The following is a 17,321-nucleotide window of genomic DNA, read 5'->3' as shown; positions in this document are numbered from 1 at the left end:
GACAAATTCCTCCCTTGTTTTCATTATTGCGTTTAAATAAATCAGCAGGAAATTTAATTCATCTTTGCCAGTTGTTTATACACAGCCAGTCGCTCTGCCGCATCATGCTCCGCCTGTTCGAGTTGAGAGTTCGCGGTATCGGGAAATTGCCGCAGCAGCGCCGAGTAACGGACTTCACTCTTGACAAATTCCTGGAAACTGGCTGTCGGCTCTTTCGAGTCCAACTGGAATGGATTTTTGCCTTGAGCCTTTAACTGAGGATTGTAGCGATACAGTGACCAGTATCCGGCTTCCACGGCCCGTTTCGCCTGCGTCTGGCTTTTCCCCATTCCGGCGCTGATTCCGTGATTTACACACGGCGCATAGGCAATGATGAGTGATGGGCCGGGATAGGCTTCTGCCTCGGCAATGGCCTTGAGAGTCTGATTTTTATCAGCGCCCATGGCAATTTGCGCCACATAGACATAGCCATAGGACATCGCCATTAGCCCAAGGTCCTTTTTCCGCATCTTTTTGCCGCCGGCGGCGAACTGAGCGATGGACGCGGTGGGCGTCGCTTTCGACGACTGCCCGCCGGTGTTTGAATACACTTCGGTGTCAAATACCAGTACATTGACATCTTCGCCAGCAGCCAGCACATGATCCAGGCCGCCAAAGCCGATATCATAAGCCCAGCCATCGCCGCCAAACACCCAGTGCGAACGCTTAACCAGGAAATCCCGGTGCCGATAGATCTCATTCAATAGCGGATCGGCGCTCTTTTCCGTCTCTAAAGCGGCAATCAAGCGATCCGCCCGGTCCCGGGTCCCGCCGCCCTCGTCTTTGTGTTCCAGCCACTGCTGCAGACAATTCCTTAATTCATTGCTGATGTTTTCCCGCAAGGCGCTTTCTATTGAACTGGTTAAGGTCTGCCGGATTTGCTCAGTCCCCAGGTACATGCCAAAGCCATATTCGGCGTTATCTTCAAATAGCGAGAAGCCCCAGGCAGGACCATGACCGCGCGAGTTTACGGTATAGGAAACCGCCGGAGCGCTTGCCCCCCAAACGGTTGAGCAGCCTGCCGCATTGGCAATCATCATCCGGTCGCCAAACAGCTGCGTAACCAGCTTGGCATAAGGAGTCTCGCCACAACCGGCGCAGGCGCCGGAGAATTCATTCAATGGCTGTGCGAACTGACTGCCCTTGACTGTGAGCTTTTGATTTTCCGGTAATGCTTTTTGCGGCAGAGTTCTCGTGAAGTTCCAATTTGCTTCAGCCTGGGAGCGTTGCGCCTCGAATGGTTTCATGACCAGCGCTTTTGCTTTTGCCGGACAGACATCCACACAGTTTCCGCAGCCGGTGCAGTCTTGCGCGGACACTGCCAAATGGAACTGGAGTCCTGCCATGCCAATCGCCGGTTTACTCATCAGTCCGACCGGCGCATGGCTTAGCTCCGCTTCTGTTGCCAATACCGGGCGGATGACAGCATGCGGGCAGACAAAAGAACAATGGTTGCACTGGATACACAAATCAGCTTGCCACTCCGGCACCTGAATCGCGATGCCGCGCTTCTCCCAGGCGGTAGTGCCAAGCGGAAAACTGCCATCCTCACTGCCTCTTAAAGTACTGACAGGAATCATATCTCCTTGCTGACGGTTCATCGGAATCAACATGTTCTTGATAAATGCAGGCATTTCCACTGCCGCAGCTTTTTCTGTCTGGGCGGCATCAGACCAGACCGCAGGCACTTCCACCCGGATAATGGATTCAAAGCCTTTTTCAATTGCCGCATAGTTCATTTCAACCACAGCATTACCTTGTTTGCCATAGGCCTCGTCAACAAAATCCCGCAGGTAGGCTGCGGCGTCCGCGAGCGGAATGACTTGGGATAGTTTGAAAAACGCGGCCTGCATGACCATGTTGATCCGTCCGCCGAGTCCCAGATCGGCAGCGATTTTGACCGCGTTTATGATATAGAAGCGAATATTGTGGTTCGCCAGATATTGTTTCATGGCGGCTGGCAAATGTTCATCCAGTTCGGCCTGCGTCCAGAGACAGTTCAGCAAAAAGATACCGCCTGGTTTTAAACCAGCCAGCAAATCATATTGATGGACATAGGCCTGATTATGACAGGCAATGAAATCCGCTTTGGCGATCAGGTAGGAGGACTGAATCGGCTGCCTGCCAAAACGCAGATGGGAGACGGTAACTCCGCCGGACTTTTTCGAATCATAGGCAAAATAGCCTTGGGCATACAGGTCAGTATGGTCGCCGATAATCTTGATCGCGCTCTTGTTGGCGCCTACGGTTCCATCGGCGCCCAGTCCCCAGAATTTACAGGCTTTGGTATTCGCCGGCGTAGGATCAATCTCAGCGGGATACTCGGGCAACGAGGTAAAGGTTACATCATCGGTAATACTGACGGTAAACTGATTTTTCGGTGTATCGTGTTTGAGATTTTCAAATACTGCCGCAATATGAGCAGGCGTAAAGTCTTTCGACCCTAAGCCGTAGCGGCCGCCGACAATGACCGGAGCAGCCTTGCTGTCAAAGAACGCATTCCGGACATCAAGATACAGCGGGTCACCGGCAGCGCCCGGTTCTTTGGTACGATCCAGAACCGCAATTTTTTTCACACCGGCCGGAACACTTGCCAAGAACCGGTCGACCAAAAATGGACGATACACATGAACCTTGACCAAGCCCACCTTTTCACCCTGTGCATTCAGGTAATTCACCGTTTCCTCAATCGCATCGCAGCTTGACCCCATAGCAACGATAATCTGGTCAGCATCCGGCGCACCTAAATATGTAAAAAACTGATAATTCCGGCCAGTCAATTTGTTGATTTCCTGTAAATATTGATCAATAATAGCAGGCAATTCGTTATAAAACGTATTGACTGCTTCACGGGTCTGAAAGTAGATATCCGGATTTTGGGTTGTGCCGCGGGCAACAGGATGATCAGGATTCAGCGCCCGGCTTCTAAATTCGCCAAGTGCAGCCTGGTCGATCAGTTTTGCCAGATCGTCATAGTCAAGAACGTCGATCTTTTGAATCTCGTGAGATGTCCGGAAGCCATCAAAGAAATGCAGGAACGGAATTCTGCCTTTAATCGCCGCCAAATGAGCTACCGCACCCAAATCCATCGCTTCCTGCACACTGCTGGAGGCTAAAATAGCAAAGCCTGTTTGCCGGGTAGCCATGACGTCTTGATGGTCGCCAAAAATGCTCAGTGCGTTGGCTGCCAGAGCCCGTGCGCTGACATGAAAAACACCCGGCAGCAACTCGCCGGCAATTTTATACATATTAGGAATCATCAACAGCAGGCCTTGCGATGCCGTATAGGTTGTTGTCAAAGCCCCTGCCTGCAAGGCGCCATGCAGCGTACCGGCTGCGCCGCCTTCGGATTGTAATTGCACAACTCGCACACGCTCGCCGAAAATGTTTTTTCTCCCTTGAGTGGACCACTCATCTACTAATTCGGCCATCTGCGACGAAGGTGTGATTGGATAAATAGCAGCTACCTCGGTAAATGCGTAAGAAACATGAGCAGCCGCGGTATTTCCATCCATTGTTTTCTGCATACGTTTTGACATGAGTATGATTTCCTCCCTTTTTAATTGTAATTTTCACGAACTTAGTTCTATATACGGAACAAAAAAATAATGTTTTTTGTTGTTCATTATACAGAACAGTGTTCATCAATTTTCCCTGAGAAAAACTTGGCTTTTGCCAAGTTAGAGTGTAAAAACAATACATTAGTTAATGCAGCTATTCAAGTATTTGTTCCGTATGATGAACCAAGTTCGCATAATTGCAAATTTCATTATTAGCTTAGCAGTTTATTGATTCAATGTCAATTGCGAATTTTTAGATATTTTGTATTCTTCCTGATTGTTCTGAACTACACTTTCCCCAATCTTGTAGAAATGTTCTGAGCAGCAGCTTTAACCTTTTGAATCAATACCTGCAAGTATTCGTTAGTTATTTTCCCTGCCAATACACTGATACTAATCGCTGCAATCATTTTTTCCGTTTTATCGTAAACCGGCGCGGCTACGCAAAATCCACCGGGAACATTAGCCTGATTGTCAGTAGCATAGCCGTTTTTTCTAACTTCAGTTAGTTCGCTTTTTAACTCAGCATAAGAAGTAATCGTAAAATCAGTGTATTTCTCCAGTTCGACTGTTGCCAGACGTCTATCCAGTTCGGTCTCGTCTAAGGAAGAAAGCAGCATCTTTCCACCCGCCGTCGCATGAGCAGCCAATTTAAAGCCTATATTGGAAACTGCACTAACTTCTTTTGCTCCCCGGTTTTTGGCAATAAAAATAACAAACCGGTCCTCCAGCATGACCGCGTGCGTGGTCTCTCCCAATTCCTCACTGAGTTGTTTAATTCCGCGCCAAAGTTCATCAGAGAAATTGCTGTTATTAATACAAGTCGCGCCAATTCTAATTAGTTGCAAACCCGGATAATAAACTTTGATTTCACTGTCAAACTGCAAATACTGTTGTTGAACCAGTTCCTGCAATAGATAGGATAACGAACTTTTGGGTACGTTTAAAATTTCCTGAATCATTGTAAACGTAGGAGGTTTAGGAGACTTGACCACATAATTAATTATCGCAAGTGCCCGGGCAACTGATTTAACAAACAGGGGCTGATCCTTTTGCGACTTGTCGCCGGCAATTTGTTGTATTTCTTTTTCCTGACTGCTGTCAAATGTATGCAAAGATCGCTCTCCTCCGTTTATACATGCATTTGCTCTTATATTACCATCATCAAATAACACTCGTCCAGCTAAAGCTGAATTAAGAAAAACCATGCGTGGTCTTCCTCGATGAGTCGGTGTTCGCTATGTCGAGAAAGTAGGGGGTACGATAGCACTAGCGCCACGAGCGACACAAGCGTCACTATGAACAACTCCACCGGATAGGCCTAGTCCCGGGCGTGCCATGGATGGCAATTGCGCCCGTGCTGAAACGAAGCAGTCTTCTCCCCGCACTGTAAGTACCGCAAGCCCGGAAGATCGCCGTGCTGCGCTCGCGATGACACGTAACGGGTTGTCATTGCGAGGAACAAAGTGACACGGCAATCTTCTTCTCACCCTGCTTTCCGTTCGAGCGAACGGCTCTACGCGCCTGCGCAAACACGTCGCGCACAATGTGCGCAAAATATAGCGCCGCTTGCGATCTTTGCGCGATTCGCGCTAGTTTCTCCCTCCGTGTGTCCTCCGTGACTTCGTGAAACCGTACCCTCCGCAGCCCACTATGTAATCCACACACTCTGCGGTTATGTTCCCCTGCTTGGCTTTTATAGCAATCCCTGGTGTACAAACACCTTGCGCAAAAACGTCAGCGGCATGCCGCCTGCTTCCAGATAGGCTCGGTGAAAGGCCCGGTCTAAGGCCAAGCCCTCCAGCTTGCCCTGTTGCGCTGTTGCTACATCCTGCTTCAATTTCCAGACTAAGCGATTACCGGTTAGATAAGACAGCGGATAACCCCGCGACTGGGAATACCAGTTCAATTCTCCTTGCAGCCGTGATGGTGTAAAGCCGGTCACTGGGCTAAGCAGAGCAGCGGCGTTGGGGAAGGGATCGGTCCCGAGTTTGCCAAGTGGCACACCAACATCGAGATAGAAAACATCGCCAGTCATAAAGTACAAATCAATCGCCACCCGCGCTCCCAGTCGGGCAATGTCGCGTTTGCCGATAAAGCGAGCCTCATCAGTCAGCTCACCCATATAGCCGAGGTCAAGCATATAGTCTTCAAGCATGGTCGTCCAGCCTTCCGCTTGATCCATCGCGTCCATGTGCCGCCTGATGACTGAAGCGTGGCAGGCGGCGCTAGCCATTTGCAAGTGATGGCCAGGTATGCCTTCGTGGATCAGCATGACCGGAATCGACAGCTCAGTGTGTTCATCGAGCAACTCTTCACTGAGAGTCAGATAAACCATACTCTGCTTGACCCCGGCCCGGAACGGCGGCGGTGACATCATTGCCCCCGCGGGGATCGAAGGTGTCATGAAACCAGGGGTACGAATAATCTTCATATCCTGATCAGACGGCAAGGGGAAGAGATCCTGCTCACGGATAAACGTCAAGATCGATTCCCGTTCTGTCTGATATCGTTTAAGAATACCGTTATAGGCAGCATCTTTGGGATCAACCCGGTAACGCTCATTCAGAAAACTTTGCAGTTGTTCAGCAGTCCAGCCTACAGGCAGACTGTATTTCCGTAATAGCTTTTGTCGCAATTCCTCGACCTCGGCAGCATTGACGGAGAGAAAGTCTCTTGCCATTGCCTTTAGGTCAGCAAACGGAACGTCGATGCCACGCAGCTTGACTAACTGCTGGGCTTGCTCCTGCCCAATAGCAAATTGGTCAGTCATTGGCAAGGCTTTCAGATGTGCGCGATACTGGTCTAGCGCTTGCTCCGCCGCCTCGATAGCCGTGTCAAGGCGAGCTATATCCGAGTACGCCTCGCCCACAGCCCACTCGCGCAGCGTATGGAGAAATTCCGGCAGTTCAGCCGTTTTTTCGAGATCCATATCAACCCAACGTTTGACAGGCGTATCCAGCCTAGCCAATACAGCATCAAGATGATGCGGTACTTTTTCCAGTCGAGCTGTGATATTATCAAGCCGCTCAACCGCCGGACGAGGATCGTTGGCGAATAGTAAGAAGATGCCGTCACTGATGTCATCACCAGCATCAGGCATTTGCGCCGACTCAGTCTTGCCGTTGAACTGATAGGTAAGACCAAAAAGCTCGTATTCCACAGCCTGGATCGCCAATTCAAGATCAAGCGACTGATCAAAATCCAGCCCTTCACGTGAGCACTGCTGTAACTGTTCAAGCAATCGCTTGCCTTCTTCTACACGCTTCTGTTCTGCCGCCACCGAGGGGTCTGGCAAATCATTGAGCCGCTTAGCCACTCCTAGCGCAACACAGGCGTTAGGGTCTTGGGTAAAATATTCATGAAACTGGTCTACGCATTCGTTATATTGCAAAATTGCTTGCCTCCTATAGTATTATAGAGTCTTACGAAAACAGGCGGATAACGTTCTAACCGCAGAGTGCGCAGAGGGTACGTTGAGTACACAGAGGGTTACGGATTTGTATTTAAGCGGACTTTCTTAACACTAAAAACTAAAATTCCGTCGCCCTCTGCGGATCCCTCCGCGTACTCTGCGTACTCCGCGGTTAACGTCCTTCTACTATTAACGTCGCCTCCTATACCTGCCTCATCGCCCCTTCAAGCTAACCCTGCGCACCGAAGCATCCCGGGGCGCCCGGCCCGATCCTTCCACGCCAAAGGAATGAATGATGCGAGGTTTTGGATCGAGTTCCATTAATTCGAAACTGACTGTGCTCCAGACTCCCGCCTCTAGCGCGATGCCGTTCATATCTGACGCAGGTGGCTGCGGTTTCAGTGTGTACAGTCCGCGCCAAAACATTCTGCGTTCCACATCATCAGCCTTTAGCGGCAATCGGTCGTGCTTGACGCCATTCACATCAGTATAGGTCACAAGCATCGCCAGCGGGGCCTCACGTCCGTTCCAACCCGTTCCGCCTAACCGCTGCTTATCCACTTTGACTTCAGCGGTAAACAGCAGTGATTGAAAACTGCTGACATCTGCCTCGATCTTTTGCAGCAGCCCTACCCGTTTATCGCCCAGAGCGCTTTGAATCTGCATGCCTTGCGGCAGCGGCACAAGCTCTGCCTGATAGGCAGCTGGCTCGAAATCAACACAGGACTGCCAACCAGCCGCCATGCGAGTTAGTGCCGGATTAACGGCAAACTCGCGGCCCTCCTCTGGTGCAATCAACGATAGTCGTTTTATCGCTGCCGAGAGTCGCGCCCAACCCGAACTCTCGGCGCCGATCGCATGGATCCACTTCGGGCGCGGCTCTAAAGTCATCAAATCCAGCTGATAATCCTGCCATAGGCCGCGTTTAACTTTGTAACCGTTGGCGCCGCTTGCTGGCGGCGCAGGGTCTTCATAGTAAAAACCGCGCCAAAATCTGCCATCAGAGCTGGCAGACGAGCGAATGTGCTCTGTTCCAGCGGCATCGGTATACAACACGAAAACCGATAGTGGCGCTTCTAAGCCATTCAACCCAGTCCCGGCCAGTTTGGCTTCATCCACTCGAACAGTCGCGTGCAGAATAAGCGAAGTGTATTCTGATGCATCAAATTCCAGCGTTTGTCGAATGCCATGCTGTACCGAACCTAACATGCCTTGGTAATGCACCTCGCCATTCTCTACAGTTAATGTTGCGTCTTTGCCACCTTCATTCACAGTCCAATGTGTTAGTCCCTGCTGGAATTCGCTGTTTTTCACAAAATCGTAGGCGGCGTGAACGCTGGTTGTTGCTGACACCAAACAGGCAATCAGCAGAGTGGCACACCTGATCCGCATTTTTCCTAGACACATACTAAACTCACATCCATTCTATTCCTCGGAAGCCGCTCTTCCCTCATCCAACCCAAGCACTTTCTCAGCATCTGTCATATCCAGCTCTTCTACCTTGCCCAGCTTCCTGTTTATGAGTTCAGATCGGTTCTTCACATTCTCCATACTGGTCTGGGCCTCACCGATCTTCTTTAGCGACTTATCGAGCAATTCATTAAATGTCGTATATTGCGATTTGATCGCCCTAAGCAATTTCCAGACTTCGCTCGACTTTTTCTCAATCGCCAGGGTGGCAAAGCCCATGCGCAAACTGTTCAGGAGAGCGGTCAGAGTGGTTGGTCCGGCGATCATGACGCGGCAAGTCGTCTGGCAATAGTCAGCCAGTCCGGGCCGCCGCAGGACTTCCGCGTAAAGCCCCTCCGTCGGTAAGAACATGATGGCAAAGTCGGTCGTGGCTGGCGGCGCGATGTATTTGTCGCGAATGGTACGAGCATCGAGCTTGACACGGTTTTCCAAGGCTTTTGACGCTTCTTCCACACCAGCAGCGTCTGCCCGCTCAGCGGCATCGAGGATTTTCAGATAGTCCTCTTGGGCAAATTTGGCGTCAATTGGCAGCCAGACACAATTTTTGCTGTCGTCTTTGCCAGGAAGCTTAACCGCATACTCAACCCTAGCGTCGCTGCCTTTTTTGGTAGCAACATTCTTTTCGTATTGGTCGCTAGTCATCGTTTGTTCCAGGAGATTCCCTAACTGAACCTCACCCCAGGTACCGCGGGCTTTAACATTGGTCAGAACTCGGTTCAAGTCACTGACACCGCCAGCCAATACCTGCATTTCTCCCAGACTCTTATATAGGAGTTGCAGTTGATCGCCAACTTGTTTAAATGAATTGTCCAATCGCGTCGCTAGGGTGGCATTTAGTTTTTCATCGACCGTCTCGCGCATTTTTTCGAGTTTTTGATTGTTGTCATCCTGCAGCGATTTCAATTGGCTGGCAACCGTCTCATTCAGTTTACCGAGCCGCTCTTCATTCGCCTGAGTCATCAGTTGCAGTTGCTTTGAGAACGAATCTAACTGTCCCAGCTGGGATTGTAGACTCTCCGATAATCTACGCATCATAGATTCATTGAGCGTCAGCAGAGAACTGCTGACTTCTTGCCGCAACGCCTTAGCGCTCAGCAGCATTTCCTCACGATTCTTGCTGATTTCGTCTTTTAAGCTGCGTTCGAGCCGCTCCTGGTTTCTCTCGATAACAGCGAATTGTGTCGCGATTTCCTTATTACCAGCCTGCGGATTGCGTAGAAACAGGATGATTAGAAGAATGAACGATAGAATTGAAAGAGCTACAGAAATGTAAATGACTATTGGCATGATTATCCTCCCAGCGTTTACCTGTTATATAACAGTTTCTGCATCTTGGGCTGGGTTTCCTCTTATATGAAACGCCCGGAGAAACGGGAACGTTAACCGCAGAGTACGCGGAGTGCAGAGGGCTACGATATAAATCAATGTACGGATAGCAAACAGGGCCACGCTCCTCTACAATGCGAAGATTTATAATCTTGATAATGAATAAAGCGAGAGCCGGGACTGCTCCCCGGCTCTCGCTTTATTCATCATCAATGTCCGCCCGATAACCGCATTAAATTCTCATCCGCTCTTGGATCGACGCCGCCCAATTCTTCATTAATCCCGCCGACATGATTGATTTCCCGCTGATAGTCAATTGTATGGGGTTCACGTGTTGCCATGGTTTTACCGGTTTCCATTTCAGTCATCCTCCTTCGTTTTTTCTAGGGATCATAGATGTTAGAGGAACGATTCCACAGAGGAAAGAAGGGCACACAGAGGGCACAGAGGCTGAGGAAAAAATCTATCTTTGCCAGCTTTGATGGCCTCTAATTACTTTCCCGTGCTCTCCGGGACAGTACTCCGCATTTTTGTCGTAACCCTCTGCGAGCACCTCTGTGCACTTTGCGTACTCTGCGGTTCGTTCTCCCGGTTCTTCGCGCACTCTGCGGTTACGTTCCCCGCATACTCATAGTTTAGCCAGAATCAGTCCGGCCATTTCGCTTGTTGATACTTTAGTCATGCCTGGTCGGTAGAGATCAGCATTGCGATAGCCGTCCTCCAGCACTGCCTGCACCGCATTTTCTATCGCTTCCGCTGCCGCATCGGCGCCTAGCGAGTACCGCAGCAGCATCGCGGCCGAGAGAATCGTTCCTACCGGATTGGCGATTCCCTGGCCGGCAATATCAGGGGCTGAACCGTGTATCGGTTCATACAATCCGGTTCCTTGCCCCAGGCTGGCTGACGGCAGCATGCCGATCGAGCCGGTGAGTACGGCAGCCTCATCGGTTAAGATGTCGCCGAATAAGTTGCTGGTTACAATCACGTCAAAGGACTTAGGGGCCAGTACAAGCTGCATGGCGCAGTTATCGACATACATGTGCGAAAGCGCCACTTCAGGGAATCCCGCCGCGGTTTCTGTCGCCGTTTTCCGCCAGAGCCGAGAAGTAGCCAGTACATTGGCCTTATCGACAGATGTAACTTTGCCTTTACGGCCTTGCGCCGCTTGGCAGGCCACTTTGACAATCCGTTCCACTTCCGGCTGGCTGTAGACTTCCATGTCCCAGGCGCTAACGATACCATCGACTTCAGCGGCTTCCTGGCGTTGGCCAAAATACACACCGCCAGTTAGTTCGCGGACAATCAAGATATCTACACCTGTCACCACCTCTGGCTTTAAGCTGGAATAGGGGGCGATGATTGGCGATACCTTTACCGGACGTAAATTGGCGAAGAGCCCCAGCTCTTTCCGCAAGCCAAGAATGGCTTTTTCCGGCCGAAGTTCGGGCCTGACTGAGTCCCACTTTGGACCGCCCACTGCGCCTAAGAGCACAGCGTCTGCCTGTCGCGCCGCATCGAGCGTAGCCTGCGGCAGCGGTTCACCATAGGCGTCGATAGCCGCTCCACCAGCTAAACAAGTGGTATAACCCAAGTTCAGGCCATGGGTCTTTGCCGCTTTTGTGAGTATCGGCAAAGTTGCTTCAATGATCTCCTTACCTATGCCATCGCCAGGAATAACAACTATGCGCCGCTGCATCAGGCTTCCCCCTTGACAAAATTAATCAGTCCGCCGGCGCGGGCAATTTCCTGGATGAACTCAGGCAATGGCTCCGCTTGATAGGTCTTGCCACTGGTCAGGTTAGTCACCTTGCCAGAGGCCACGTCAACAGACACACTGTCGCCAGCCTGAATCTCATCTGCCTCGGCTAATTCGATCAGCGGCAAGCCAATATTAATCGCATTGCGATAAAAAATTCGAGCAAAACTGGCGGCGATTACGCAGGAGATGCCGCTGGCGCGAAGTGCGACCGGGGCGTGTTCACGGGAAGAGCCGCAGCCGAAGTTGCGTCCTGCTGCCAAGATATCACCTTGCTCAACCCTACCGGCAAAACCGGGATCAATGTCTTCCATGCAGTGAATGGCGAGCTCTTTGGGGTTAGATGTGTTTAGATAGCGGGCGGGGATAATGACGTCTGTATCGACATTATCGCCATAACGCCAAACTTTTCCTGTCAGAATCATGCCATGACCTCCTCTGGGACGCTGATGTGACCGGTAATTGCGCTAGCCGCCGCCACCGCCGGACCAGCCAGATAGACTTCACTATCGACATGGCCCATGCGACCGCGGAAATTGCGGTTTGTGGTAGAAACAGCGCGTTCTCCTGCCGCCAAAATCCCCATATAGCCGCCGAGACAGGGGCCGCAGGTTGGTGTACTGACGACTGCTCCTGCCTGTATAAAGGTTTCAATATAACCGAGCTTCATCGCTGTCAAATAGACGTCCTGACTACCTGGAATGATAATCGCCCTGACAGCCGGATGAACTGAGCGGCTTTGCAGAATCGCTGCCGCCTGCGCTAAATCCTCCAGTCGACCGTTGGTGCAAGAGCCAATAACCACCTGATCGATTGCAATTTCGCCAAGCTCCCGCGCCGGTCGGACATTCTCGGGCAGGTGGGGCAGAGCCACAACCGGCTCCAACTCTGCCAAATCAATTTCGATGGTCGAAGCGTAGACTGCATCCGCATCAGCAGTTATTACTTGATACGGTCGGCTCACACGACCAGCCAAATAAGCTAGCGCCGTCTCATCCACTGGGAATATGCCATTTTTGCCGCCAGCTTCAATCGCCATATTGGCGATGGTGAAACGATCTGCCATGCTAAGGGCGGCAACTCCCTCGCCGCAAAACTCTAACGCTTGGTAGCGGGCGCCTTCTACACCAATTTTACCGATTAAATACAGGATCACATCTTTGCCAGATACCCAATGGCGGGGCTTGTTCTTCAGAATGACTTGGATGCTTTCCGGTACCTTGAACCAGGTATCGCCTGTCGCCATGGCTGCACCCAAATCGGTTGAACCGACCCCGGTCGCAAAAGCGCCGAGCGCACCGTAGGTGCAGGTATGTGAATCGGCGCCAATGATCAGCTCGCCAGGGGCAACTAAGCCCACTTCGGGCAGTAACACATGCTCGATACCCATTCTACCCACTTCAAAATAATGAATAATGTCATGCTTGCGGGCAAATTCCTTCATGTTTTTAGCCATTTGCGCCGATTTGATATCTTTATTGGGAGTAAAGTGGTCTGGCACCAGTGCTATCTTTGCTTTGTCAAAAACCGGTCTGCCAATTTTCTCAAATTCGATAATCGCCGGTGGCGCCGTTATGTCGTTTGCCAGCGCCAAATCAATTTTGCAGCGGATCAGTTGACCTGGTCGAACCGATTCCATACCCGCATGTTTGGCCAGGATCTTCTCTGTTTGTGTCATTCCCATTTATATTCCTCCTGCTGCCGCTCTGATTTCCGGCATGCCGCAAGTTTCCAGCATTTTATTGATCGCATTTACATAGGCCCGCGCGCTGGCCTCAATAACGTCTGTGCTTAGTCCGCGTCCACTAAACGATTTATTATCTTGTTCAATGCGGACAGTGGCCTCGCCTAATGCATCTTGCCCTGCAGTGACAGCCTTCAGTTGGTAATCCTGCAACACGACAGGAAAGCCAACCGCTTGTTCGACTGCCTTGAACACCGCGTCCACCGGTCCATCACCGCAAGCTGCGCACTCGAGCATGCCTTCTTTCGTTTTTAATCGTACCGATGCGGTGGCCAAAGTCTGATTGCCACTGACTACATGATGGTAGGCTAGCTGGAACCACCCTTCCTGCTTGGTCGGTTCTTTGACCATAACTAGTGCCTCAATATCGCGGTCATAGACGGCCTTTTTGCGATCAGCCAGTTCCTTAAACTGCCGGAACAAACTGCTGACTGTTTCTTTATCTAAATTGTGACCTAAATGCCGCAGCCGTTCTTCAAACGCATGCCTTCCAGAGTGCTTGCCGAGTACGATCTGGTTGACAGGTATGCCGACAGTCTCCGGGTTGATAATCTCATAGGTCAAAGCGTTGTTCATGACCCCATGCTGATGGATGCCAGATTCGTGAGCGAATGCATTATCACCGACAACCGCTTTGTTCGGCTGGATGATGACCCCAGCCAGCGAACTGACCAGCCGCGAAGTCCGGTAGATTTGTTTTAGGTCAATGTTAGTGCCAATCTTGTAATAGTCTCTACGGGTGTGGAGTGCCAAGGCTAGTTCTTCCACCGCCGCGTTGCCAGCGCGCTCGCCCAGTCCGTTGACAGTACATTCCACCTGGGTAGCGCCATGCTTTATTGCAGCCAGGGAATTCGCGATTGCCATGCCGAGGTCATTATGACAATGAACACTGATATCCACTTTGTCTGCGCCGGGGGTATTCTCGCGAATATAGCGAATGAGAGCACCGTATTCATCTGGCATGATAAAACCGACAGTATCGGGGATATTGATGACTGTGGCGCCTGCCGCGATCGCCGCCCCGTACACCTGGCAGAGATAATCCCAGTCTGAGCGGGTGGCGTCTTCAGCAGAAAATTCGACATCATTAACGAAAGACTTAGCGTAACGGACAGCGTCACGCGCCGCCTCCAGCACTTGTTGCCGGCTCATCCGCAATTTATATTCCAGATGAATGTCGCTAGTGGCAATAAAGGTATGAATCCGGGGTCTCTCTGCGGCTGCGATGGCCTTGGCGGCTGTTTCAATGTCCGTTTTTTCTGCTCTGGCGAGAGCGGCAATCACTGGGCCCTTGACTTCGGCAGCAATGCGGCTGACTGCGGCGAAGTCACCAGGCGAGGCGATAGGGAAGCCGGCTTCGATGATATCTACTTTCAGTCTGGCAAGCGCCAACGCGATCTCCACTTTTTCGTTAGCATTCAGACTGACGCCAGGGGTTTGTTCACCGTCACGCAGTGTAGTGTCAAAAATTTTAATCGTTTGCGTCATGACCATCCCATCCTTTCATACTTAGTCAGAGGCTGTCAGAAAATGTTCAGATGCTAGGCACGACGAGGATTACGCCGCGCCGCGTACAACACGGGTACGCAAACAAGTAACCGCAGGAGTAACAACGCAGATGGACGTTTTCTGGAAGCCTCTAAATAAAAAACGCCCCTACTGATGCTTAATAACATCAATAGGGGCGGGATTATCCGCGGTACCACCCTACTTGGGCCTCATTGCGCCAAGCGGCTTCCGGGTAACGACCGGCGACGGTTTGTATTATGTGGACTGTATACACTTTAAGGCATACAAACATTCACACAAACAGTTCCCAGGTGAGTTCGCTACAGGGCCCGCACCGGTTCGCAGCAACCACCGGCTCTCTGAGCGGAAATCCTTACGCTTTTTCCTGTTCATCACTCTAATAATATTAGGTTACAGTTAATTGCTCGCAGATTACAGGGCGAACGCATCTTCCTGCCAAGGCGCGTTCGCCCCGCAATACCGCTTGCCATATGGGGAAGGAGGAGAGAATAGGGGGATTAGTGAATTTCGGGTTTGAATACATTATCCCAGCACACAGGTTCTTTGTCAATAGATTTCAGGTTCTTTTTTGTAAAGTTTTCGTTATTTTTTCGTTTTAGATCAAGATAATGTAAACTTTTAGTTAAGTTAAAAGCCGCCGATGCGACTTAAAGGGCTATGGGGGCACGTTAACCAATTATTTCAAAACTGCGCCGGTGCTGGCTGAAGTGACCAGCTTGGCATAGCGCGCCAAATAGCCTGTCGTCACCCTAGGCGCCGGTCTTACCCACTTTGCTCTGCGTGATGCCAGTTCTTCATCAGTCAGTCGCACATTGAGTTTGCGGGCTGGGATATCAATCTCAATGATGTCCCCTTCTTCTACCAGGGCAAGCGGACCGCCCTCTGCCGACTCAGGCGAGATGTGGCCAATCGCTGCGCCACGCGATGCGCCTGAGAAACGTCCGTCAGTCAACAGAGCCACATCTTTATCTAGACCCATGCCAACAATAACCGATGTAGGGTTAAGCATTTCACGCATACCGGGACCGCCCTTCGGCCCTTCATAGCGGATGATAACCACATCGCCTTTGTTGATTTTCTTGTCAACAATGGCGGCTATGCCTTCATCTTCAGAATCGAAGACGCGAGCCGGGCCAGTGTGTTTAAGCATAGCTTCATCGACCGCACTTTCTTTAACCACTGCTCCATCTGGAGCGAGGTTGCCGCGCAGGATAGCGAGGCCGCCCGTCGGTCGGTACGGATTGTTAACACTGTGCACAACGTCAGGTCGGCTATTCTTTGTTTTTGCGAAGTTCTCGCCAACAGTCTTGCCAGTAACCGTAGGAATGTCAGTATGGATCAGATTTTTGGCGCTAAGCTCTTTCATCACCACCTGCATACCGCCAGCCTCGAATAAGTCCTGAATATGGTGCGTTCCGCCCGGACTCAGCTTCGTGATATAGGGGGTCTTCTGAGCAATTTCGTTAAACAGGTCAAGCGGTAGCTCCACGCCAGCCTCATAGGCGATGGCAGGCAGGTGGAGCACTGTATTGGTAGAACCGCCGATGCCCATATCTACAGTGATTGCGTTTTCAAACGCTTTGTGAGTAAGAATGTCGCGGGGTTTGACATCTGCCTTCACCATCTCAACAATCCGCTTGCCAGCTTGTTTTGCCAGCATGCGGCGAGCGCCAAAATTAACAGCGGGAACAGTTCCGTTACCCGGAAGAGCCATTCCCAACACCTCTGACATGCAATTCATCGTATTCGCAGTAAACATACCGGCGCAGGAGCCGCAGCCTGGGCAGGCGGATAGCTCCATGTCATGCAGTTCTTCGCCGCTAATCTGACCAGATTCAAATTTTCCTGCTGCCTCAAACATGGTACTGACACTGATGTCTTGACCTTGATAGCGTCCAGCCATCATCGGACCGCCACTCATCACAATGGCGGGAATGTTTAGCCGTGCCGCTGCCATCAACATGCCAGGAACAATCTTGTCACAGTTCGGTATGAGCACCAGACCATCAAATTTATGGCCTACGGCCATGGCTTCAATACTATCAGCAATTAACTCGCGACTAGGCAGGGGATATTTCATCCCTTCATGCCCCATGGCGATGCCGTCGCAGATACCGATAGCAGGAAACTCTGCTGGCGTTCCACCGGCAGCGTAGACACCATACTTTACGGCTTCAGCAACTTGATCAAGGTGCATGTGACCTGGAATAATCTCGTTTTGCGCATTGACTATGCCAATCAACGGTTTAGTCAAATCCTCGGGGGAATATCCCATCGCATAAAACAGAGATCTGTGCGCAGCCCGTGTAGATCCTTTTTTTACCTCATCGCTAATCATAGAAAAATCCCTCCCTCTTAAACTATAAGCGCCCCTGACAGTTACACGCATTGCTGCAACTGCCAGGGGCGGAAAAACCGCGGTACCACCCTGATTTGTCCTCACTACCGATGTCCGGTTCCAGATAACGCCTGGTTGCGTCT

Annotated in this window: 11 protein-coding genes and 1 other annotated feature; all 11 genes read right to left on the bottom strand. The window is 51.0% G+C overall.

The window, feature by feature from the left end; all coding sequences use genetic code 11:
- Positions 1-53: 53 nt before the first annotated feature.
- The 11 genes from nifJ to ilvD all read right to left on the bottom strand — a co-directional run bounded on the left by nifJ (position 54) and on the right by ilvD (position 17,178).
- A complete protein-coding gene (gene nifJ / locus AXX12_RS18170) occupies positions 54-3,578 on the bottom strand; it encodes a pyruvate:ferredoxin (flavodoxin) oxidoreductase (protein WP_066245798.1) in 3,525 nt (1,174 codons plus the stop codon).
- A gap of 308 nt (positions 3,579-3,886) precedes the next feature.
- Positions 3,887-4,714 (bottom strand): IclR family transcriptional regulator, encoded by an 828-nt coding sequence (locus tag AXX12_RS18165; RefSeq protein ID WP_066245796.1) that lies wholly within the window; start codon positions 4,712-4,714, stop codon positions 3,887-3,889.
- 581 nt (positions 4,715-5,295) lie between these two features.
- Positions 5,296-6,993: a DUF885 family protein gene (locus AXX12_RS18160; protein WP_231881953.1), complete on the bottom strand. Its 1,698-nt coding sequence runs from the start codon at positions 6,991-6,993 to the stop codon at positions 5,296-5,298.
- 234 nt (positions 6,994-7,227) lie between these two features.
- On the bottom strand, positions 7,228-8,406 hold the full coding sequence (locus AXX12_RS18155; protein ID WP_156478718.1) for a hypothetical protein: 1,179 nt from the start codon (positions 8,404-8,406) through the stop codon (positions 7,228-7,230).
- Between the two features lie 33 nt (positions 8,407-8,439).
- Positions 8,440-9,771, bottom strand: coding sequence for a DNA recombination protein RmuC (locus tag AXX12_RS18150; protein ID WP_066245791.1), 1,332 nt, complete (start codon positions 9,769-9,771; stop codon positions 8,440-8,442).
- Positions 9,772-10,019: 248 nt separating this feature from the next.
- Positions 10,020-10,169 carry a hypothetical protein gene (locus tag AXX12_RS19510; protein WP_156478717.1) on the bottom strand — a complete coding sequence of 50 codons (150 nt, stop codon included), beginning with the start codon at positions 10,167-10,169 and terminating at the stop codon, positions 10,020-10,022.
- 269 nt (positions 10,170-10,438) lie between these two features.
- Complete coding sequence (gene leuB, locus AXX12_RS18145) at positions 10,439-11,506, bottom strand: 3-isopropylmalate dehydrogenase (protein WP_066245789.1); 1,068 nt, start codon at positions 11,504-11,506, stop codon at positions 10,439-10,441.
- The gene (gene leuD / locus AXX12_RS18140; RefSeq protein WP_066245787.1) at positions 11,506-11,991 is read right to left on the bottom strand and encodes a 3-isopropylmalate dehydratase small subunit; all 486 of its coding nucleotides are present in this window, start codon (positions 11,989-11,991) and stop codon (positions 11,506-11,508) included. The genes leuB and leuD overlap by 1 nt, the downstream gene beginning before the upstream one ends.
- Positions 11,988-13,250: a 3-isopropylmalate dehydratase large subunit gene (leuC, locus tag AXX12_RS18135; RefSeq protein WP_066245786.1), complete on the bottom strand. Its 1,263-nt coding sequence runs from the start codon at positions 13,248-13,250 to the stop codon at positions 11,988-11,990. The genes leuD and leuC overlap by 4 nt, the downstream gene beginning before the upstream one ends.
- Positions 13,251-14,798 carry a 2-isopropylmalate synthase gene (locus AXX12_RS18130; RefSeq protein WP_066245784.1) on the bottom strand — a complete coding sequence of 516 codons (1,548 nt, stop codon included), beginning with the start codon at positions 14,796-14,798 and terminating at the stop codon, positions 13,251-13,253.
- 189 nt (positions 14,799-14,987) lie between these two features.
- Positions 14,988-15,221 (bottom strand) — a binding site (T-box leader).
- A gap of 295 nt (positions 15,222-15,516) precedes the next feature.
- The gene (ilvD, locus tag AXX12_RS18125; RefSeq protein ID WP_066245783.1) at positions 15,517-17,178 is read right to left on the bottom strand and encodes a dihydroxy-acid dehydratase; all 1,662 of its coding nucleotides are present in this window, start codon (positions 17,176-17,178) and stop codon (positions 15,517-15,519) included.
- Positions 17,179-17,321 lie beyond the last annotated feature (143 nt).

Source organism: Anaerosporomusa subterranea (assembly GCF_001611555.1).
GTDB lineage: Bacteria > Bacillota > Negativicutes > Sporomusales > Acetonemataceae > Anaerosporomusa > Anaerosporomusa subterranea.
This window is presented reverse-complemented; position numbering and strand designations above follow the sequence as displayed.

Bases quoted from the DNA above. Each gene is read 5' to 3' on its own strand.
- nifJ (WP_066245798.1), bottom strand. From the start codon at position 3,578: ATGTCAAAACGTATGCAGAAAACAATGGATGGAAATACCGCGGCTGCT.
- AXX12_RS18155 (WP_156478718.1), bottom strand. From the start codon at position 8,406: ATGCGGATCAGGTGTGCCACTCTGCTGATTGCCTGTTTGGTGTCAGCA.
- AXX12_RS18150 (WP_066245791.1), bottom strand. From the start codon at position 9,771: ATGCCAATAGTCATTTACATTTCTGTAGCTCTTTCAATTCTATCGTTC.
- AXX12_RS19510 (WP_156478717.1), bottom strand. From the start codon at position 10,169: ATGGAAACCGGTAAAACCATGGCAACACGTGAACCCCATACAATTGAC.
- leuB (WP_066245789.1), bottom strand. From the start codon at position 11,506: ATGCAGCGGCGCATAGTTGTTATTCCTGGCGATGGCATAGGTAAGGAG.
- leuD (WP_066245787.1), bottom strand. From the start codon at position 11,991: ATGATTCTGACAGGAAAAGTTTGGCGTTATGGCGATAATGTCGATACA.
- leuC (WP_066245786.1), bottom strand. From the start codon at position 13,250: ATGGGAATGACACAAACAGAGAAGATCCTGGCCAAACATGCGGGTATG.
- AXX12_RS18130 (WP_066245784.1), bottom strand. From the start codon at position 14,798: ATGACGCAAACGATTAAAATTTTTGACACTACACTGCGTGACGGTGAA.
- ilvD (WP_066245783.1), bottom strand. From the start codon at position 17,178: ATGATTAGCGATGAGGTAAAAAAAGGATCTACACGGGCTGCGCACAGA.